A 20,095-nucleotide genomic window follows, 5' to 3' on the forward strand; every position below is an offset into this window, starting at 1 on the left:
CGTGCCTTGCCTCCTCCGAGATCCGTGCGCTCCTCCGTGACCGCAGATTCGGGACCCGTTGCGGTCAGACCCTGCACTTTTCGGGCGCTTCCTCTTCAATACCCTGTGCTCTTCACGCTGGCATCAATTCCGCCAGGTACCGGCTGCGTCCCGCGCTGCACCTTCGATTTCGGTGCGGTGCGCCGCCCACTCTTCGGGTGTCCTGGACGTCAGGTTCGGGTCCCCTGGACGCTGGCCCACGGTCGCGTCAATCAGTTCACGGAGTATGTCCGCGTGGCCCAGATGGTGGGCACGTTCAGCAACCATATGGACGAGAATCTGCTGCAGGGTAACCTGGCGGCGCTCCTCCGGCCACCACGGCAGGGAGCCTGGAGCGTCGAGCGGCAGAGCCTCGATGGTCGCGTCGCTGTGCGTTCCTGCGAAGCGGTGGAGTTCGACGATGTCTTCGAATGACTCGCCAGCCGTTACCCACATGTCTGCGTCCGGGCGGCCGCCGTCCTCGAGCCACGGCAGGTGGCGCCCACTGGGCCGGCCGAAGACCTCGCCGAAGTAGTGCAACTCCACGCTGGCAACGTGTTTGACCAGTCCCAACAGGTTGGTGCCCGTTGGCGTGAGGGGCCGGCGCATGTCGTAATCGCCCAGTCCGTCCAGCTTGCCCAACAGGTTGTCCCGCCGGATCCGGAGGTACGTGTGCAGGGTTTCTTTCCCGTCCATGGTCCGGACTCTACCGAAACGTGGATGATTCGGCACCGTAAGCTGCGCTGGGCAGGCCAGCGTCTGGTATACCGGACACATTGAATTGCGGCGGTGCCGTAAACGGAAAGGGCAGCCGTCACACTGAAGTACGGGATACCGGACAGAGCTAGCCAGAAAGACCATTTGAGCCCATGAGCACTGCACTAAGCGCCGCATCACGGGGCGCCGAAAGACCGGGCGCCGAAACACGAGCCGAAGCCCACGCGCCCCGCGCTGCGGTCAAAGCATCCTCAAAAGTCCCTGCTGCGGAAAATACCCTCCGCATCCTCAAGTTGCTGGCCTCCCGGCGCGGGCCAATGGCGGCCTCCCAGATCGCCTCCAGCCTGAACCTTCCCCGGTCGAGTGTTTACCACTTGCTGGGCGTCATGGAGGCGAACGGCTTCGTCCTCCATTTGCATGAGGAGCAACGCTACGGGCTGGGCATCAGCGCCTTCGAACTCAGTTCCGCCTATTCACGGCAGGAACCTTTGTCGCGGCTGGGCCGCCCCCTCCTCGCGAGCCTCGTGGATGCCATCGGTGAGAGCGCCCACCTGGCAGTGCTGCACGGCCGCGATGTCCTGTACATCGTGGAGGAACGGGCCAAGAACCGTCCGTCGCTGGTGACCGACGTCGGCGTCCGCCTTCCCAGCCACCTCACCGCCAGCGGGCGCGCCATCCTTGCCGCGCTGCCCAAATCGCAAGTACGCGCGCTCTACCCGAACGCCGCCGCCTTCACCGCCCGGCATGAGGTGGTGGGGGCCATTATGAAATACTCCGCGTTGTCCTCGCACCTGGACCAGGTCCGCCAGCGGGGGTACGCCACCGAACACGGCGAGGTGACGCCCGGCTTCGGTTCCATTGCCGCTGCCGTGACGGACCACTTGGGATGGCCAACTGCGGCCGTGGCAGTGACCTTCCTCGAGGACAAGCTGCCCGCGGCGGAATGGCCCGTCCTTGCGGCGCGCGTCCAGAAGGTGGCCGATGAACTGTCCCTCCGCCTCCACGGCCGGCCAGGAAAATAGCGCCACCGGGGCACTTCGCCCTGTCAAAAGTTCGCCCTCGTCCAGACCGCTTGAGAACCCAGGCGGGCAACGAAAACCGATCACCGAACATGTCTGGAATACCGGACATCGCCCCGTCAAAACCCCTGTGAAGCCCGTCCACCAAGGGCTTTAGTTGATACAGAACTTCTTTCCTCCAACAGACACCACCCGAAGGAGCCCACCATGGCACCCGCCGATTTCACCACCGGTGCCCGCCCGGTCAAAGCAGCCCGCGGCACCGAGCTCACCGCAAAGTCATGGCAGACCGAAGCGCCGCTGCGCATGCTCATGAACAACCTGGACCCCGAGGTCGCCGAGCGCCCGGACGACCTGGTGGTCTACGGCGGCACCGGCCGCGCCGTCCGCTCCTGGGCCGCGTTCGACGCCATCACCCGCACGCTGGAAACCATGGAAAAGGATGAGACCCTCCTGGTCCAGTCCGGCAAGCCGGTGGGCGTCTTCCGCACCCACGAATGGGCCCCGCGAGTGCTGCTGGCCAACTCCAACCTCGTCGGCGACTGGGCCAACTGGCCCGAGTTCCGCCGGCTCGAGGCCGAGGGCCTGATGATGTACGGCCAGATGACGGCAGGGTCCTGGATCTACATCGGCACCCAGGGCATCCTGCAGGGCACGTTCGAAACGTTCGCCGCGATTGCCCGCAAGCTCACCGGGGACGAAAACGGAACTCTCGCCGGCACGCTGACCCTCACCGGCGGCTGCGGCGGCATGGGTGGCGCCCAGCCGCTCGCCGTCACCCTGAACGACGGCGCCTGCCTGATTGTCGACGTCGACGAAACCCGCCTGCGCAGGCGGGCCGGCAAGCGCTACCTCGACGAGGTCGAAACCGACCTCGATACCGCCATCGCCAAGGTCCTCAAGGCCAAGGAGGAACGCCGCGGCTGGTCCGTGGGCTATGTTGGCAACGCCGCCGAGGTTTTCCCCGAGATCCTGCGCCGCCACAAGGCCGGCGAGCTCACCGTCGATATCGTCACCGACCAGACCTCCGCGCACGATCCCCTGAGCTACCTGCCCGAAGGAATCACGGTCGAGGAATGGCACCGCGAGGCAGCCGCGGACCCGGAAGGCTTCACCAAGAAGGCCCAGGCCTCCATGGCCCGCCACGTCCAGGCCATGGTCGAATTCCAGGACGCCGGCGCCGAGGTCTTCGACTACGGCAACTCCATCCGTGATGAGGCCCGAAAGGGCGGCTACGCGCGGGCCTTCGAGTTCCCCGGCTTCGTTCCGGCCTATATCCGGCCCCTGTTCTGCGAGGGCCTGGGCCCGTTCCGCTGGGTGGCCCTCTCGGGCGACCCCGAGGACATCCGCGTTACGGACGAGGCCATCAAGGAACTCTTCCCCGAGAACAAGCACCTGCACCGCTGGATCGACGCCGCCCAGGAGCGGGTGGAATTCGAGGGCCTCCCCGCCCGCATCTGCTGGCTCGGCTACGGCGAACGCGCCAAGGCCGGCCTGCTGTTCAACCAGCTGGTCAAGGAGGGCAAGGTCAAGGCGCCCATCGTGATCGGCCGCGACCACCTGGATTCCGGCTCCGTCGCCTCCCCGTACCGCGAGACCGAGGCCATGGCTGACGGCTCGGACGCGATCGCGGACTGGCCGCTGTTGAACGCCCTGCTCAACACTGCCTCCGGAGCCACCTGGGTGTCACTGCACCATGGCGGCGGAGTGGGCATCGGCCGCTCCATCCACGCCGGGCAGGTGTCCGTTGCCGACGGCACCGACCTCGCAGCCGAAAAGCTTGAGCGCCTCCTCACCAACGATCCCGGCATGGGCGTGATCCGCCACGCCGACGCCGGCTACGAACGAGCCCTTGACGTCGCCAAGGAACGCGGCGTCCGAATCCCCATGCAAGAGTCCGCCGACTCCGCAGCAGCAACGAACTAGGACTATCCGATGACCCTAACAACCCACTCACCGCTGACCGTCACCCTCGGCTCCAACGGCGTCACTGCCCAGGACGTGCTCGCCGTCGCCCGCCATGACGCCAAAGTGGCCATCGCTCCGGATGCCCTGGAGGCCGTGGCCCAGGTCCGCGCCCACATCGACAGCCTCGCGTCCAGCGACATCCCGGCTTACGGGATCTCCACAGGCTTCGGTGCCCTGGCCAACCGCCACATCCCCAATGACCTGCGCACCCAACTGCAGAAGTCCCTGATCCGCAGCCACGCCGCCGGCATGGGCCCGGCCGTGGAACGCGAAGTAGTCCGCGGCATCATGTTCCTGCGCGCCAAGACCCTCGCCTCCGGCCGAACCGGCGTCCGCCCCGTGGTGCTGCAAACCATGGTGGACGTGCTGAACGCCGGGATCACCCCGGTGGTCCGCGAGTTCGGCTCGCTCGGCTGCTCCGGCGACCTCGCTCCGCTGTCCCACTGCGCCCTGGTGCTGATGGGTGAAGGCGAAGCGGAAGGGCCCGACGGCGTCACATACGGCGGGCGGGGAGAGCGGACTGTCGCCGAGCTGCTTGCAGACCACGGCATCGAGCCGGTCACCCTGGCCGAGAAGGAAGGGCTGGCGCTGGTCAACGGCACCGAGGGCATGCTGGGCATGCTCCTGATGGCCATTGCCGACCTCCGCCAGCTGCTGGCGACGGCGGACATTACCGCCGCGCTCAGCGTTGAGGCGCTGCTGGGCACCGACCAGGTGTTCGTTCCCGAACTGCACGCCGCGCTGCGCCCGCATCCCGGCCAGGCTGCCAGTGCCGACAACATGCTGCGCGTGCTCTCGGACTCGCCGATTGTCGCGTCCCACAAGGAGGGTGACTCCCGTGTGCAGGATGCCTACTCGCTGCGCTGCGCCCCGCAGGTTGCCGGTGCCGTCCGTGACACCGTCGACCATGCGGAACTCGTGGCAACCCGCGAACTGGCCGCGGCTATCGACAACCCGGTGGTCCTGCCCGACGGCCGCGTGAGCTCAAACGGCAATTTCCACGGCGCCCCGGTGGCTTATGTCCTGGACTACCTTGCCATTGCCGTCGCGGACCTCAGCTCCATCGCCGAACGCCGGACCGACCGGATGCTTGATCCCGCCCGTTCGCACGGCCTTCCCGCGTTCCTGGCCTCCGATCCCGGCGTGGACTCGGGGCTGATGATTGCCCAGTACACCCAGGCAGGCCTGGTGTCGGACAACAAGCGGCTGGCTGTGCCGGCGTCGGTGGATTCCATTCCAAGCTCCGCCATGCAGGAGGACCACGTCTCCATGGGCTGGCACGCGGCGCGGAAGCTGCGCAAGGCAGTGGAGAACCTCCGGCGGGTCCTGGCCATCGAGCTGGTGACGTCTGCAAGGGCCTTGGATATCCGCACGCAGCTTTCCGATGGGGAGCTCACGCCGGGCCCGGCGGGCACCGCCGTCGTGGCCGCCCTTCGCGCCGTGGTGGAGGGCCCGGGGACGGACCGTTTCCTGTCTCCGGAACTGGAGGCGGCGGACCGGCTGGTTGCCTCCGGGGAAGTGCGACGGGCGGCCGAATCCGCCGTCGGCTTCCTGGCCTGAAAACCGAAGGATCTTCAGTACCTGCTGCACTCCGGTCCGAAGTGCGGAATATCCGGCGACACTGCCAGTGGCGGGGTCCGGAGTGTAGTAGAACTGATGGTGTAGTGAAAGTCACATCAACGACGCTGTGGCAGCAGAACAATACAAAGGGGTAGAAGTTCACATGAAAGCACGTGGGGCAGTCCTGTCCAGGCGCAACGCCCATTCCGCCGCGGTATCCAACTGGAAGGCCCTCAAGGCCGGGGACCGCGTCGAAATCATCAAGCATGCGCATGTGGTGGCAGCCGGGGAAGTGGAAGAGGTGTCGCAGAGCGGCAACGTCCTCTGGCTGGTGCCGGCCGGACCGTCAGACTTGTCGGAAAAGCAGCTCTTCCTTAAGTCCGACGGCGTCCAGGTCCGCCTCGCCTGAAGGCCGCACCCGCTAGACAAAAGAATCCCCGCAGCGCCTTAGGGCACTGCGGGGATTCTTTCTTTGGCTCCAAGCGTTCGTCCGGTGGCCCGGGGGCCGCGCAGCCGGGAAATCAGGCCGCGACGGATTCGTAGGTCTCGCCAAAGGGGACGGATTCGTCCAGGGCCACCGTGTAGCGTCCCGGGTGCAGCCTGGTCACCAGGATGCCGCAGGCGGCGTCCTTCGCTGCCACCTCAATCAACTCGGCTACCGCCTCTTCCAGCCCGGAGTGGACCTCGCTGGCGCTGGAGAACTCGAGGCTGATGGACCGGAGTTCCGGGCCTTCGGCGGTTTTGGCAGCGGCGGGGACGCGCTCCAAAGTGCTTGTGATCATGTACTGAACTTTCTGTGTTTCGTGCCGGGTGGCTCCGCTATTCTAACGATCAGTATCCATATATGTCAGATGACTGCCCTCCTGAACCACTGGAGAGGCGGTCACAAAGCGTTCGTTCCGCGGCGCCGGACGGAATCAACGACCATGGAAGCGGGCACCGCCAGGGCCCCATCCAGCAGTCCCGCCCCCACACCTTGAGGAGATTCGGTATGAAGATCATGCGCCTGGGCAACAGCGGCAGCGAACAGCCCGCAGTGCTCGTTCCCTCAGCGGACGGCACCGGCCGGTACTTCAGCATGCTGCCCCTGACGGATGACGTCGACGGCGGGTTCCTCGCTGCCGGCGGCCTGGACAAGGTCCGGAAAGCCTTGGCGGCAGGTGACCTGCCGGTCCTTGAGGGTGCGGAAGCGCTGCGGGTCGGACCGCCAGTGGCCAGGTCCGGCTCAGTGGTGGGCATCGGGATGAACTATGCCGCCCACGCGGCCGAGTCGGGAGCCGAACCGCCCACGGTTCCGGTGGTCTTCCTCAAGCCAAGCAATACGGTCGCCGGCCCCTTCGACCCGGCCCCGATCCCTCCGCATTCCGCAAAGTACGACTGGGAGGTGGAGCTGGGCATCGTGATCGGCAGGGAGGCCTGCTACCTGGGCTCCCCGGAAGAAGCAGCTGCGTGTATCGCCGGCTACGTCACGGCCAACGACCTCTCCGAACGGGAATACCAGTTGCCGGGAGCCGCGGGCCAGTGGACCAAAGGCAAGTCGCTTCCCGGGTCAACGCCCCTTGGCCCGTGGCTGGTTCCGGCCGAGGATATCGACGGCGACAACCTCCCGCTGCGCAGTTGGGTCAATGGTGAACCACGCCAGGACTCCTCGACCTCAGAGCTCATCTTTGACGCAGCCACCCTGGTCCATCATTGCAGCCAGTACATGCGGCTGGAACCAGGCGACGTGATCCTCACCGGGACGCCGCAGGGTGTTGCCCTCAGCGGCCGTTTCCCCTACCTCCAGCCGGGCGACGTGGTGGAGGTGGAAGTGGCAGGCCTGGGCCGCCAGCGCCAGGAGTTGTTCCGGGCCCCGGCGGCCGCAACGGCCTAGGTTTACCGGCCCGCTTTTACGGCCAGCACAGGGCAGTCCGCCTCCAGCAGGATGCGCTGGGACGTGCTGCCCATGATCAGCTTGCCCACCGGCGTGCGGCGGCGCAGGCCGATCACGATCAGGTCGGCGTTGTGCTCCTCCGCGGCGTCCAGCACCTCGGCTGCGGCATCATGGCCGCGGACGGGCCGTTTGATCAGGTACTCGATGCCCTGGCCGGCCAGCCGCTGCTCGATGTCCTGGATGTCGCCTTCTTGCGCAAACCGGCTGTCCACTGCCGCTTCACCCTTGGAGGAGTTGATCAGTACCAAGGTGCTGTTGGCCTTTCGGGCCTCGGTGATGGCCTGCGTCAGGGCAGCTTCGCCCTCCGGGGTCGGGACGTATCCCACAACGACGGTCATGTTGTTTCCTGTTCTGCTGGGCGTGGGTGGGGGAGCTGTTCAGTCACTGTAGTCCGCTGCGCCCGAATTGGCTGGAACCAGGGGCTTGTGCGCCGGACGGTTCCGGCGGAACAGCTTGTAGGCAAACGGCCAGAGCAGGATGATGCCGATAATCACGTAGATGCCGACCGCGATCGGCTCGCTGAGGAGACCCGCGGGGTCGCCCGCACTCAGCTGCAGGGTCTTGCGGAGCTGCCCTTCAATGCGAGGGCCCAGGATCACGCCAAGGATCAGCGGCAGGACGGGAAGCCCGAAGCGCCGCATCATGAAGCCGAGTGCGCCCAGGACCAGCAGGATCACCAGGTCGAACGCCTGCAGGTTCACCGAGTAGGCGCCCAGCGTGGCGAAGAACAGAATGCCGGCATACAGGTAGGGGCGGGGCAGCTGCAGGAGTTTCGCCCACATCGGTGCCAGCGGCAGGTTGATCAGCAGGAGCAGCAGGTTGCCAATGAAGAGGCTGGCGATCAGCGCCCACACAAGGGGCCCTTGGCTTTCGAAGAGCTGCGGGCCCGGCTGGATGCCATAGGACGTGAAGGCGGCGAGCATGACGGCAGCGGTGGCGTTGGTGGGCAGGCCCAGGGCCAGCATGGGGGTCAGGGTGCCGGCGGCCGCCGCGTTGTTGGCTGCTTCCGGGCCGGCAACGCCCTCGATAGCACCCTTGCCGAACTCTTCGGGGTGTTTACTGAGGCGCTTTTCGGTGACGTAGGAGAGGAAGGTCGGGATCTCGGCGCCGCCTGCCGGCAGTGCGCCGAACGGGAAGCCAAAGGCAGTCCCGCGCAGCCAGGGCTTCCATGAGCGCTTCCAGTCGGACTTGCCCATCCAGGGCTGGCCCACGGGAATGGCATGCAGGGGGGTGCGGCGCAGGTGCGCGGCCACCCAGAGGGCCTCTCCCACGGCGAAGATGGCCACGGCCACCACCACGATGTCCAGGCCGTCGGCCAGGAGCGGCTGGCCGAAGGTGAGTCGCCGCTGGCCGGTCACGGAGTCCATGCCCACCAGGCCAATGGCCAGGCCGAGGCCCAGGGAAGCAAAACCGCGCAGGCGGGACGAACCGAGTACGGCCGTGACCGCCAACAGCGCCAAGACCATGATGGCGAAGTAGCTGGGTGCACCAAGGCTCACGGCGAACTTCACCACGATCGGCGCGCAGACGGCCAGCAGCGCCGTGCCGATGGTGCCGGCGACGAACGAGCCGATGGCCGCCGTTGCAAGCGCCTGCGCCGCCCTGCCCGCCTTGGCCATCTTGTTGCCCTCGATGGCGGTGACCACGGAGGACGATTCGCCGGGGGTGTTGAGGAGGATCGAGGTGGTGGAACCGCCGTACATGCCGCCGTAGTAGATGCCGGCGAACATGATGAAGGCGCTGGTGGGTTCCAGGGCGTACGTGACGGGAAGCAGCAGGGCAACGGTCATGGCCGGGCCCAGGCCGGGGAGGACACCGACGGCGGTGCCCAGGACGACGCCGATGACGGCGTACAGGAAATTCATGGGGGTCAGGGCGGTGGCGAAGCCGTCCATCAGGGAGGACCAGACGTCCATTTAGAGGATTCCTTCCAGGAGGCCGGCCGGCAGCGCGATGCCCAGGCCGAGGTAGAAGCCGTAGAAGGTCAACAGGGACAGGGCCACGGAGATCAGGCCGTCCCGGACGTAGCGGCGGCTGCCGAGGGCCAGCACGCTGCCCCAGAACAGGACCGTTCCGGAGATCACCCAGCCGGCCCAGTCGATCAGCAGGATGTTCAGGATGAAGGCGCCGGCCAGCGGCAGGACGGTCTTCCAGTCGGCGGGGTGCGTGAGGTCGACATCCTCGCCGCCCTCAGCCTCGCCCTTGCCGCCGCGCAGGACGTTGACGGCCAGCAGCACGGCACAGACCATCAGCATTCCGGCCACGATGAACGGAACGGTCTTGGGGCCTACCGGGTCGGACTTCGAATATGGGGTGACCAGGCCGTTGGCATCCAGGAAGACCAGGACGCCGGCCGCCCCGAGCAGGAGTGCAACTCCCAGCTCGGAGCGGCCTTTGAGGCCTGTGGTCAGGGAGGTCACGCCAACCCAAGCTTGGTGAGGACGTCCGCCACCCGCTTGTCCTGTTCGGTGAGGAAGGTCTTGAACTGGTCACCGGTGATGAAGGCATCGGTCCAGCTGTGGGTCTTCAGCGCTTCCTTCCAACCGGCCGTGCCGTGCATCTTTTCGAGGGCTGCGATCAGCGATGCCTTGTCCTTGTCGCTGATGCCCGGAGGGGCCACCACGCCGCGCCAGTTGGTGAACACCAGGTCGATGTTGGATTCCTTGAGCGTGGGTGAGTCCACGCCGTCCAGGCGCTTCTCGCCGCTGGTGGCCAGGACCCGGACCTCGCCGGATTCGATCTGCTTCAGGTACTCGCCGGCGCCGGAAGCGGCGAAGCCGAGCTTGTTGCCCAGGATTGCGGGCAGGAGGTCGCCGCCGCCGTCGTAGGCAACGTAGTTGACCTTGGTGGCGTCGATGCCCACGGCCCCGGCCAGCTGCATGGGCAGCAGGTGGTCCGGGCCGCCGGGGGAGGAGCCGCCGCCCACGGCGATGGAACCGGGATCGGCTTTCCAGGCCTTCACCAGGTCATCGATGGTCTTGTACGGGGAGTCCTTGCTGACCATGATGGCGCCAGGCTCTTCGATAAGCCGGGCCAGCGGGGTGGTGTCGGTCAGCTTGGACTCGGACTTGTTGGTGTAGCTGGCGCCGACAACGCCCAGGCCCATGAGCATGGCAAGATCGCCGTTGCCCTTCTCGTTGACCACACGGGCCAGGCCCACCGTGCCGCCGGCCCCGGCGAGGTTGAAGACTTCGGTGTTGGTGGAGATCTTCTCGTCGTCGAGGACCTTCGCGGCGGCACGGGCGGTGGTGTCGTAACCGCCGCCGGGGGTGTTGGGGACCATGATCTGCAGGCCGGTGATGGGTCCGGCGGCGGCGCCGGAGCTCTCCGAGCCGGTGGAGCTCTTGCCGGTGGCACCGCAACCGGTGGCCATCAGGGCGATGCCGGCGGCAACGGCGGCAATTCGCAATGCGCGGATCTGGCGCATGTGTTCCTCTTCTCTCGAACAAATCTTGATCGGCGCCGGCTGCCTTGCAGTTCCGGTGCCTTGTGGTTCCGATGCTAGGGGCGGCCGTGACGCGGATCACTCTTGTGTACGCAGAGAAAGTTGTGTTCATTGCGTTCACGTTTCCAAACCCCCACGACGGCCCGGCCGCGGGCTTTGGGATATAGTTCCCGGGTATCGCCCCCGGAACACCAGGAAGACCATTGTGACTCGACGACGAGGAATGTCCCTTGCGGGGCAGTACCTTCTGCTGCAGTTGCTCATTGTCCTGGCGGTGCTGGTGGGCGTGGTGGCCATTTCCCTGGCCCAGTCCGCGGCGGCCTTCGAACGGACCGAGGGCAGGCGTGCCCTGTCGGCAGCGGAAGCGCTCGGCGGCAACCCGGTGGTGCGTGAGCTGCTTCCGGACACAGAGCCGCGTGGCGGTGCCGTGCTTCCCGCTGTGGCGGAGTCCGTGCGCATTGTCTCGGGCTCATCCCGGGTGGCGCTGGCGAAACTGGACCGTACCGTGGTGGCATCCTCGGATCCCAGCCTGCTGGGCCGGCCGCTGGAGCTCGGCGCGAGCCGGGTGATGGAAGGCCGGGCGTGGACCGGAGTGGTGGGCGGCACGCCCGCACCGCTCCTGTCCGCCCATGTGCCGGTCCTGGACGATTCCGGCCGCATGATCGGGATCGCCTCCATCAGCCGCAACTATCCCACCGTCCTGGAACGGCTGGGCGACGCCGTCCCCAATCTCCTTACCTACCTTGGGGTTGCCAGTGTCCTGGGCATCGCCGGGTCCCTCCTGCTTTCGCGCAGGGTCAAGCGGCAGACCCTCGGCATGGAACCCAGCGAAATCACCAGCCTGGTGGAGAACCGGGAAGCCATGCTGCACGGCCTCAAGGAGGGCGTGGTGGCCCTCGACCTGCACGAACGGATCACGGTGGCCAACCACAGTGCACGGGCGCTGCTGGGCCTCCCCCCGGATTGCGTGGGCAAGCGGTTGTCCGGCCTGGCTGTCGAGCCGGCCCTCAAGCAAGTCCTCACCCAGGACCAGCCCGGACCGGACCAGCTGGTGCTCGTCGGGGACCGCCTGGTGGTGATGAACCGGGTGCCCATCCGGTCCCGCGGCAAGGTGATCGGATCGGTGGCCACGCTCCGCGACCGGACGGAACTATCTGAACTTGAGCAGGAGCTGGGCGCCACCCGCACCGCCACGGACACCCTTCGGGCCCAGGCCCATGAGTTCGCCAACCAGCTCCATGTCATTTCCGGCCTGATCCAGATCGGCGAGTACGAGTCCGTGGTCCAGTTCGTCAACGGCGCCACGGTGGACCGGACCCGGCTCAACGACGAGGTGACCGGCCGGATCGCCGATCCCGCGCTCGCCGCCCTGCTGATCGCCAAATCCAGCCTGGCCGCCGAGCGTGGCGTGGCACTGCAGCTGGACCCGGGTTCAGGGCTGGACAAGGTGGATGACGCGCTGTCCCGGGACCTCACCACGGTGGTGGGGAACCTCGTCGACAACGCGTTCGACGCCGTCACCGGGCTTCCACTGGCAGCCGTCACGGTGCTGGTGGAAGGCAGGGCCGGGCAAGACGTGGTGGTCACAGTCAGGGATAACGGGCCCGGCGTCCCGGGCGGCTCGGCCGACCACATTTTCCGCCAGGGCTTCACCACCAAAGAACCAGGACCGGCGGGCAGCCGCGGCTTTGGCCTGGCGATGTCCCGGGTTGTCTGCCGCCGCGGCGGCGGGGACCTGACGGTGGCCAATGACCACGGGGCGGTCTTTAGGGCCGTGCTGAAACGAGGGAGTACCCAGGCATGATCAAAGTCCTGATCGTCGACGACGACTTCATGGTGGCCAAAGTGCATGCCGGATTCATCCAGCGCACGCCTGGCTTTACCGTGGTGGGGGCGGCCCACACCGGGGCACAGGCAGTTGCCGAGACCCAACGGCTCCGGCCCGACCTGGTGTTGCTGGACATCCACCTGCCCGACGTCAACGGCCTGGACCTCATGCACCGGCTGCGCAGCGTGGCCCCCGAACTGGACGTCCTCGTGATCAGTGCCGCCCGCGAGGTCGAAACGGTACGGAAGGCGCTCCGGGGCGGCATCGTGCATTACCTGATCAAGCCGTTTTCCCAATCGGACCTGCAGGAGCGGCTGGAACATTACCGCAGCGCGTACCAGGGCCTGGATGCCGCCAAGGACGTGGCCGAGCAATCGGACGTCAACCGGGTATTCGGCCTGGACCGCGGCGAACGGCCGCTGCCCAAGGGATGCAGCATCGAGACCCTGAAACTGGTGGAGGCCGCCCTCAACGCTGCCGCCGGCGACGTGTCCGCCGCGGAGGTTGCCCAGGAGCTCGGAACGTCCCGCGTCAGCGCCCGCCGCTACCTGGAATACCTGCATGACGCAGGCGCCCTGGACGTACGGCTCAAGTACGGCGTGGGGCGGCCGGAACGGCGTTATGTCTTGAAGGCCTGACCCGGCCTGACCCGGCCGCCAAGGACTGTCAGCGCAGCAGCGTGTCAACCAATCGGGCGGCCGTTCGCGCGGTCCGTCCGTCAATGTCGAATGCGGGGTTCAGTTCCGCCACGTCCAGGTGCAGCAGCTTCCCGCTCGCGGCCACCTGCCGGCATACGGCCGTGATCACGGGAAGTGGCACGCCGTAGGCTGCGGGGGCGCTGACGCCCGGGGCCACCGAGGCGGGAAGTACGTCCAGGTCGATCGTCAGGTACAGGATGTCGGTTTCCGCCAGGAAGTCCGCCACGAACGCCTGGACGCGTATTGCCCCGCAGTCTTCGTCCAGCAGGTAGCGGACGCCGAGTTTTCCCGCGGTGTCGAACAGGGCCCGGGTGTTGTTTGGCTCCGAAATGCCGACGACGGCGTAACGGAAGTCGCGTCCGGCGTCCGTTTCCGCACGGGCCATTTGCAGGAACGGCGTACCCGAACTTGGAACCGCTTCGTCGCGGAGGTCGAAGTGGGCGTCGAGGTTCAGCACGCCCAGCCGCTGCCCGCTCCGGACCGCGGCCGACGCACTGACGCCAAGGTAGCTGGCGTAGGCGGTTTCGTGGCCGCCGCCCAGGACGACAGTCTGGTGGCCGGCGTCGAGCAGGGCTGCCAGGGCATGGCCCAGCCGTTCCTGGCCGGCCTCAAGCCGGTCTCCGGACACCACCACGTCACCGCAATCGGAAACGGAGCGGTCCAGATGGAAGGCCAGGGGTCCGAGCGCTGTCCGCAGCGCTGCGGGGGCGGCGGCAGCCCCGGTCCGGCCCTTGTTTCGGCGTACTCCCTCGTCGCTGGCGAAACCCAGCAAGGCCACCGGCTTCCGGCCCGAGGCCACTGGGTGCCCGGCACCCTGGCCGCCCTCCGCGTCCGACGGACCGGGCTCAAGCGCCCGGTTCACTGCCTGCCACCAGCGGCGGTGGGCCGGGCCGTCGCCGTCGTACCTCCCTGTCCAGGGCTGCGGCGGGACGTCGACGGCTGGGGACTGGAAAGGCATGCATCAAGCTCACCGTACGCCGGGCAGAAAAACCAGCAACGCCGCCGTCGTCCTGTCCGGGATCCAAGAACCAACCCCGCGGGGCGGGGCAGGGGTAGGGTGGGATCGGTCGGCCAGATCCAAGCGTGACGTGCCTGTGCCGGAACCACGCATCTTTCCAAGCCGGAGGCCGCTCATGTTCGACGCCGCTAACATCATCTTTGCGGCCGCCGGCGCGGCCGTCTTCGTCGCCGCCGTCTTGCCAAAACTGCTGCGCAACATGCCCTTGTCCATGCCCATGGTCTTCCTCGGTGCCGGCATGGGGGCCTTTGCGCTGATTCCCTCGCTCCCGGATCCCAACCCGGTGGAGCACAGTGGTTTCGTGATGCACCTGGCGGAAATCTGCGTCATCATTTCGCTGATGGGCGCCGGGCTTGCCTTGGACCGGCCGGTAGGGCGCAAGCGGTGGTCCACCACCTGGCGGCTGCTGGGCATCGCGATGCCACTGTGCATCGCCGCCCTGACGCTGCTGGGCATGTGGTTCCTGGGCCTGGGCCTTGGCGCGGCACTGCTGGTGGCCGCCAGCCTGGCCCCCACGGATCCGGTCCTTGCCTCGGAAGTGCAGGTGGGCGAACCGGCGGACGAGGAAGAAGGTGTCGAAAAGGAAGATGAGGTGCGTTTTGGCCTTACCTCGGAGGCCGGCCTCAACGACGGGCTGGCCTTCCCGTTCGTCTACCTGGCCATCGCCATCAGCGTGGCAGGCGCCTCGCCGTCGGCCTGGTTTCCCGAATGGTTCGGGGTGGACGTGCTGTGGCGGCTGGCGTTGGGCCTGCTGGTGGGTTTCCTCACCGGAAAACTCCTGGCGAAGCTGTTCTTTTCAGCGCGCCGCGACAGCCTGCGGCTTTCCAACCACTCGGAGGGCTTCGTGGCGCTGGCAGCCACCTTCCTGGCGTACGGGCTGACGCAGTTGGCGGAGGGCTACGGGTTCATCGCGGTCTTCGTGTGTGCCGTGACCATCCGCGCGGCCGAGCGCAGCCATGGCTACCACCGGGTGCTGCACTCATACGTGGAGCAGCTCGAACGGCTCCTGACCGTGGTGATCCTGGTCCTGCTCGGCGGCGCCATAGCCCGTGGACTCCTCGCCGGCATCGGGCCGGCGGAGGTGCTGGTCGCGTTGGCGTTCCTGCTGGTGGTCAGGCCCGTGGCGGGTTGGCTGGGGCTGTTGGGCGGCAAGACCGGGCCGCGCGAACGGGTGGCGCTGTCCTTCTTCGGCATCCGCGGTATCGGGTCGCTGTACTACTTGGCCTTTGCCCTGGGGGAGGACCATTTCGCGGACCAGGCGCACTGGCTCTGGTCGTTTGTCGGGCTGGTGGTGGCGTTGTCCATAGTGATCCACGGGGCCACCACCTCGCCGCTGATGAACCGGCTGGACCGGCTGCGCGAGAAACGGGCGCTGGCCGTCTCCGGGGACGAAGGACTCGCGCCCAACACGCCGGTATAGCCAGCCGTAAAGACAAAGGGCTGGTACGGCAGGCGCCGCACCAGCCCTTCCCGTCCAGCGGGTGGCTACATGCTGAGGGCGGCCTCGATCGGGCCGATGGCGAAGAACAGCAGGAATGCCGCGGCAACGGCCCACATCAGCGGGTGGATGTCCTTGACCTTGCCCTGGACCGTGCGGATCAGGACGTAGGCGATAAAGCCGGCGCCCAGGCCGTTGGCGATCGAGTAGGTGAACGGCATGAGGGTGAAGGTCAGGAACGCCGGGATGGCAATGCCCCAGTCCTGCCAGTCAATCTTGCCCACCTGGGACACCATCATGAAGCCCACCACCACCAGGGCCGGGGCTACGGCCTCGAACGGGACCAGGTTGATCAGCGGGGTGAAGAACATGGCCACCAGGAACAGCAGGCCGGTGACGATCGAGGCGATGCCGGTCCGGGCGCCTTCGCCAATGCCGGCGCCGGCTTCGACGTAGATCTGGTTGGAGGAGACGGACGCGCCGCCGCCGATGATGGCACCGAGGGCGTCCACCTGGAGCACGCGGTCCACGTCGGGAATGTTGCCGTGTTCGTCGACCGTGCCGGCTTCGTTGGCCAGGCCCACCATGGTGCCCATCGCGTCGAAGAAGATGCTGAGCAGGATCACGAAGGCCAGCAGGGTGGCGGCCACGAAGCCGAGGTCGGAGAAGGCGCCGAACGGGTTGGCCTTGCCGATCAGGGAGAGGTCCGGGGCGGCCCAGCCGCTGAATGTGGGGGCCACCAGGGACCACCCCTGCGGGTTGGAGGTCTTGCCGTCAAAGCTGGGGCCGATGTGGAGGGTCATCTCAAGGATGACGGACAGTACGGTCGAGGTGATGATGCCGATCAGGATGGCGCCCTTGACCTTCCGGACCACCAAGGCGATGGTGAGGATCAGGCCGAAGACGAACACGGCGGTGGGCCAGCCCAGCAGTTTGCCGTCGAAGCCCAGGCCCACGGGCACGGTGGTTCCTGCCACGTCCGGGATTCGCCGCACGAACCCGGCATTGACCAGGCCGATCAGGGCGATGAACAGGCCGATGCCCACCACGATTGCTGTCTTGAGCCCCTCGGGTACGGCCTTGAAGACGGCGGTGCGGAAACCGGTGAGGACCAGGATCAGCATGGTGATGCCGGAGAGGACCACCAGGCCCATCATGTCCGGCCAGGTGAGGCCCGGATTCCTGGCGACCGTCACGGCTACGAAGGCGTTGACGCCCAGGCCGGTGGCCAGTGCGAAGGGGTGCCGTCCCCATGCGCCCATGAGGATGGTCAGGACCCCGGCCACGAGCGCGGTTACGGCGGCAACGGCGGTGAAACCGAGCGTTGCCCCGGTGGAGTCGGGACCGGACAGGATCAGGGGGTTCAGCACCACGATGTAGCTCATGGCGAAGAAGGTGGCGAACCCGCCGCGGATCTCGCGGGAAAAGTTGGAGCCTCGCTCCGTGACCATGAAATACCGGTCCAGGGCAGAGCCTTGCTTAAGCATTAGTCCTCCGGGGGAATGTGTGGGGATACCTGCATCCTAAGGGTGCTGCACGGTGGGGGCGGCCAAATTCGCCTAGTCTGTAAGGAAGCCAACATGAGGAGCAGCCCATGCGCCCGGTGCACCGGCAGTTGCTGAGCATAATGCTCGGTTTGTTCGTCCTTGCAACCGCCACCCTTGGCCTGGTGGGGCCGGCCTCCGCGCATGATGCCGCGGAATCCACCACCCCGGCGCAGGGAGCCGCGTTGGCGGCCCCGCCTGAAGAAGTTTCGGTGACCTTCAGTAACCCGCCGCTGGGCATTGGTTCCTCGTTCTCGGTCAAGGATGCGTCCGGGAAGGAGTGGGCTGACGGTTCCGTCCGCATCGTTGACAACGTTGCCACCCAAAAGCTTCGATCGGGCGGCCCGGCGGGGGCGTACACGGTGGCGTGGCGCGTGGTCAGCTCAGATTCACACCCGATCGAGGGGACGTTCACGTTCACCGCGGCGTCGGGATCCGCCCCAGCGGGAGCCGCGGCCTCAGTCCGTGCCCCGTCGGAAAGTTCGACGGCGGCCGGCGCTGTCCCCGGCATGGGCACCGCGAGGCCGGGGGTGACGGAGGAACCGTCAGCACCTGCCGGCGCAGCCGAACCCTTCCAATGGAGCATCGTGCTGTTTGCGGCTGTGGCCGTTGGATTGCTCGTCAGCCTGGGCGTCCTGGCCCGGCGCCGGCTATCCGGTGACGGTGACGCGCTTGACGACGGGCACCAGCCCGACGAGGAGGACCGGCCCGACGACGGGGACACAGTTGGAGAGGGCCGGCGGTAGCGGCCGCTTGGCCGAACAGGCGGATCAAGGCCGGCGGTCAAGAGGATTGCCGTCAGCAGGTAAGCGCCGCAAAGCTGCCCGTTGCGGGGAAGGCGCCGGCCGATGGCTGGACGTTGCCAAGGTTGACCTTGGCGGAGATCGCCTGGCCTACGGTCTTGGCCTGGCGCAGCACCTCCTTGGGTGACGGCGTGATCAGTTCACCCACCCCCACCAGGTAGATGCCGATCGCCCGCATGGCTGCTGCCACGTTATTGCCTACGGCAATGCCGAAGTCGCTGAGCATGCGCCGCAGTTGGCTGTGGGCGCAGCGCGTCAGGACAATGTGGTCTGCCACCAGGATGCCTGTGGGCGTGTGGACCTGCCACTGGGGCGCTGCGGTGTCCTCCGGACCCTCAAGCATGGTCAGCTGCACAGCCCGGGTGGTATTCCGCACGTCGACGCTGTGGCTTGCGGCGTAGTTGCGCAGGTGCCGCAGGATCTCGTTCCGCTCCCTCAGGGTGTCACTGTCCGCGGCGTCGCAGCGCTGCAGCGACGACGTGTTCGCCGGCTGCGCCGCGCCCAGGATATCCAGGCCGTCCACCACGATGGACTCCACTCCGTGCCGCCGCAGTTCAGCGGCCACGGCCAGCCCGGACAGGCCGGTGCCAATGATCACAGTGGTGGTCTGTTCGGTCCCGGCATTCCCAGGCATGCTTGACACTACAGTTTCCCTCCTTCGAAGCTTCGGCAGGTTGCCGGCGACCTCGCCGGCTCGCGTCCCGATGCCCCCAAGCACGGTCGCAGCGCATGGCCGGGCCGCCCCCACAGGAAGTTGCAGCTGGCGTCCCGGACCAACAATGTCCTGAAGACTACAGAACAATTGCGGCCGTGAATAGCCCATGGGAGAAAACATTCGCGCGGTGGTGAAGGCGCTTTCCGGGAGCGCCGGAAAAGCCTGTGGATAACCCTCGTTCGCGCCCCTGAACAGGCTTGCTAAGCCGCGGGGGACGGAGAATAGTGGGAAATGGAAGCGGCCTGTTCCCTGCCGTTGCAGCAGCGGGACGGGGTGCACGGACCCGGGGCCGTTTTCTGGCAGAATAGCCGCAACATCAGGCAGTATCGCGAGGAGGCGGCCCCCATGGGCTCACAAGAGTTGCATCCGGACCCCGCTCGGGACGGCGGTGGTTCTCCGGCCGCTCCCGAAGGCATCGTGGTGGGGGTCGATGGCTCCGAGCACGGCCAGTGCGCCCTGGTGTGGGCCGCGCGGGAGGCCCAGCGCCGTCGTCGTCCACTCCATATCGTCACCGCCTACTCGGTGCCGATCTTCGCCGCCTCCGGCCTGGACGGCGGCTACGCCACCGTGGACGACTCGGTCATCCGGGAGGGGGCCGAGGCCATCGCCAAACAGGCCCTCGAGAAGGTTTCAACGTACGACGTCGAGGCCAGCTCCTCGGTGGAGAACGGTGACGCCGCCGGTGTGCTGCTGGAGATCTCCGAAACCGCCGAGCTCCTGGTGGTGGGAACCCGCGGCCGCGGTGGCTTCGTGGGCCGGCTCCTGGGTTCGGTCAGCAGCGCGCTGCCCGCCCACGCGAAATGCCCCACGGTGACCGTGCCGCTGTTCTGCTCGGAGCGGCTCGGTGAGACCACCGAGGACCGGCGCATCAAGGCAGAGCAGGCCAAATCCGGCCACCGGCCGGTGGAGAACGTGGTGGTGGTCGGCGTCGACGGTTCCGAGCAGGCCAGGGTGGCCGTGCTGGAAGCAGCTGACCAGGCCGAACGGCTCGGCGCCGCGCTCCGTGTGGTCTGTGCCGTGCCGCAGTACAGCGGTTCCTTGGCGTGGGTTCCCGCCCCGATGGACCGGAAGGCCTTGTTTGAGGACATCCGCGTCACCCTGGACGCGGGCATGGCCTGGCTTCGCAGCCACTATCCCCACTTGCGGGCCGATTACGAGCTCAAGGACGGTTCGCCTGTCGACGTCCTCGTGGAGGAGAGCAGGCACGTGGAGCTGGTGGTGGTGGGCACCCGCGGCCGCGGTGGCTTCACCGGCATGCTCCTCGGCTCAACATCGGACGGCGTACTCCATCACGCCAAGGGACCGGTCATGGTGGTGCCGGACCGGGAAGACCCACGCTTGGCAGACCGGGCACGGTTCGGGCCCATCCTGGGCGACGCAGCGTAGGCACA

Annotated in this window: 19 protein-coding genes; 10 read left to right on the forward strand and 9 right to left on the reverse strand. The window is 67.1% G+C overall.

The window, feature by feature from the left end; all coding sequences use genetic code 11:
* Nucleotides 1–123: 123 nt before the first annotated feature.
* On the reverse strand, nucleotides 124–714 hold the full coding sequence (locus tag AC4EEV_RS13745; protein WP_491329213.1) for a DinB family protein: 591 nt from the start codon (nucleotides 712–714) through the stop codon (nucleotides 124–126).
* 173 nt (nucleotides 715–887) lie between these two features.
* Between AC4EEV_RS13745 and AC4EEV_RS13750 the strand changes: the two genes are divergently transcribed.
* The 4 genes from AC4EEV_RS13750 (at nucleotide 888) to AC4EEV_RS13765 (ending at nucleotide 5,691) form a co-directional block, all read left to right on the forward strand.
* Nucleotides 888–1,757, forward strand: a complete 870-nt coding sequence (locus tag AC4EEV_RS13750; protein WP_491329214.1) for an IclR family transcriptional regulator — start codon at nucleotides 888–890, stop codon at nucleotides 1,755–1,757.
* Nucleotides 1,758–1,961: 204 nt separating this feature from the next.
* Nucleotides 1,962–3,680 carry a urocanate hydratase gene (hutU, locus tag AC4EEV_RS13755; protein WP_491329215.1) on the forward strand — a complete coding sequence of 573 codons (1,719 nt, stop codon included), beginning with the start codon at nucleotides 1,962–1,964 and terminating at the stop codon, nucleotides 3,678–3,680.
* A 9-nt stretch (nucleotides 3,681–3,689) separates the two neighbouring features.
* On the forward strand, nucleotides 3,690–5,282 hold the full coding sequence (gene hutH, locus AC4EEV_RS13760; protein WP_491329216.1) for a histidine ammonia-lyase: 1,593 nt from the start codon (nucleotides 3,690–3,692) through the stop codon (nucleotides 5,280–5,282).
* 163 nt (nucleotides 5,283–5,445) lie between these two features.
* Nucleotides 5,446–5,691: a hypothetical protein gene (locus tag AC4EEV_RS13765; RefSeq protein ID WP_018763066.1), complete on the forward strand. Its 246-nt coding sequence runs from the start codon at nucleotides 5,446–5,448 to the stop codon at nucleotides 5,689–5,691.
* 112 nt (nucleotides 5,692–5,803) lie between these two features.
* Here the strand turns inward: AC4EEV_RS13765 and AC4EEV_RS13770 are convergent, their stop codons facing one another.
* Nucleotides 5,804–6,064, reverse strand: coding sequence for a hypothetical protein (locus AC4EEV_RS13770; RefSeq protein WP_018763067.1), 261 nt, complete (start codon nucleotides 6,062–6,064; stop codon nucleotides 5,804–5,806).
* 209 nt (nucleotides 6,065–6,273) lie between these two features.
* Between AC4EEV_RS13770 and AC4EEV_RS13775 the strand changes: the two genes are divergently transcribed.
* Nucleotides 6,274–7,155: a fumarylacetoacetate hydrolase family protein gene (locus AC4EEV_RS13775; protein ID WP_491329217.1), complete on the forward strand. Its 882-nt coding sequence runs from the start codon at nucleotides 6,274–6,276 to the stop codon at nucleotides 7,153–7,155.
* A 2-nt stretch (nucleotides 7,156–7,157) separates the two neighbouring features.
* Here the strand turns inward: AC4EEV_RS13775 and AC4EEV_RS13780 are convergent, their stop codons facing one another.
* From AC4EEV_RS13780 to AC4EEV_RS13795, 4 genes are read right to left on the reverse strand one after another with little or no spacing between them, the layout of a single operon-like run.
* Nucleotides 7,158–7,553, reverse strand: coding sequence for a universal stress protein (locus AC4EEV_RS13780; RefSeq protein ID WP_018763069.1), 396 nt, complete (start codon nucleotides 7,551–7,553; stop codon nucleotides 7,158–7,160).
* A 39-nt stretch (nucleotides 7,554–7,592) separates the two neighbouring features.
* On the reverse strand, nucleotides 7,593–9,131 hold the full coding sequence (locus AC4EEV_RS13785) for a tripartite tricarboxylate transporter permease (protein WP_109045826.1): 1,539 nt from the start codon (nucleotides 9,129–9,131) through the stop codon (nucleotides 7,593–7,595).
* On the reverse strand, nucleotides 9,132–9,635 hold the full coding sequence (locus AC4EEV_RS13790) for a tripartite tricarboxylate transporter TctB family protein (protein WP_491329218.1): 504 nt from the start codon (nucleotides 9,633–9,635) through the stop codon (nucleotides 9,132–9,134).
* Complete coding sequence (locus AC4EEV_RS13795; RefSeq protein WP_491329219.1) at nucleotides 9,632–10,642, reverse strand: Bug family tripartite tricarboxylate transporter substrate binding protein; 1,011 nt, start codon at nucleotides 10,640–10,642, stop codon at nucleotides 9,632–9,634. The genes AC4EEV_RS13790 and AC4EEV_RS13795 overlap by 4 nt, the downstream gene beginning before the upstream one ends.
* A gap of 241 nt (nucleotides 10,643–10,883) precedes the next feature.
* On the opposite strand from AC4EEV_RS13795, the gene AC4EEV_RS13800 reads away from it, so the two are divergent.
* Nucleotides 10,884–12,464, forward strand: a complete 1,581-nt coding sequence (locus tag AC4EEV_RS13800) for a sensor histidine kinase (protein WP_491330889.1) — start codon at nucleotides 10,884–10,886, stop codon at nucleotides 12,462–12,464.
* Nucleotides 12,461–13,126 (forward strand): response regulator, encoded by a 666-nt coding sequence (locus AC4EEV_RS13805; RefSeq protein ID WP_018763075.1) that lies wholly within the window; start codon nucleotides 12,461–12,463, stop codon nucleotides 13,124–13,126. Before AC4EEV_RS13800 ends, AC4EEV_RS13805 begins: the two co-directional genes overlap by 4 nt.
* Nucleotides 13,127–13,154: 28 nt before the next feature.
* Here AC4EEV_RS13805 and hutG read toward each other — a convergent pair whose 3' ends face one another.
* The gene (gene hutG, locus AC4EEV_RS13810) at nucleotides 13,155–14,144 is read right to left on the reverse strand and encodes a formimidoylglutamase (RefSeq protein ID WP_018763076.1); all 990 of its coding nucleotides are present in this window, start codon (nucleotides 14,142–14,144) and stop codon (nucleotides 13,155–13,157) included.
* Nucleotides 14,145–14,319: 175 nt separating this feature from the next.
* Here hutG and AC4EEV_RS13815 point away from each other — a divergent pair, with 175 nt between their 5' ends.
* Nucleotides 14,320–15,624: a cation:proton antiporter gene (locus tag AC4EEV_RS13815; RefSeq protein ID WP_018763077.1), complete on the forward strand. Its 1,305-nt coding sequence runs from the start codon at nucleotides 14,320–14,322 to the stop codon at nucleotides 15,622–15,624.
* Between the two features lie 65 nt (nucleotides 15,625–15,689).
* Here the strand turns inward: AC4EEV_RS13815 and AC4EEV_RS13820 are convergent, their stop codons facing one another.
* Nucleotides 15,690–17,129, reverse strand: a complete 1,440-nt coding sequence (locus AC4EEV_RS13820) for an NCS2 family permease (RefSeq protein ID WP_018763078.1) — start codon at nucleotides 17,127–17,129, stop codon at nucleotides 15,690–15,692.
* A gap of 107 nt (nucleotides 17,130–17,236) precedes the next feature.
* On the opposite strand from AC4EEV_RS13820, the gene AC4EEV_RS13825 reads away from it, so the two are divergent.
* Nucleotides 17,237–17,932: a copper resistance CopC family protein gene (locus tag AC4EEV_RS13825; RefSeq protein ID WP_491329220.1), complete on the forward strand. Its 696-nt coding sequence runs from the start codon at nucleotides 17,237–17,239 to the stop codon at nucleotides 17,930–17,932.
* A gap of 52 nt (nucleotides 17,933–17,984) precedes the next feature.
* On the opposite strand, the gene AC4EEV_RS13830 is transcribed toward AC4EEV_RS13825, so the two are convergent.
* Nucleotides 17,985–18,623 carry an NAD(P)-binding protein gene (locus AC4EEV_RS13830; RefSeq protein ID WP_491330890.1) on the reverse strand — a complete coding sequence of 213 codons (639 nt, stop codon included), beginning with the start codon at nucleotides 18,621–18,623 and terminating at the stop codon, nucleotides 17,985–17,987.
* Between the two features lie 426 nt (nucleotides 18,624–19,049).
* Here AC4EEV_RS13830 and AC4EEV_RS13835 point away from each other — a divergent pair, with 426 nt between their 5' ends.
* A complete protein-coding gene (locus AC4EEV_RS13835) occupies nucleotides 19,050–20,090 on the forward strand; it encodes a universal stress protein (RefSeq protein WP_491329221.1) in 1,041 nt (346 codons plus the stop codon).
* The last annotated feature ends 5 nt before the right edge of the window (nucleotides 20,091–20,095 follow it).

The sequence above is a fragment of the Pseudarthrobacter sp. MOO14 genome (assembly GCF_058267675.1).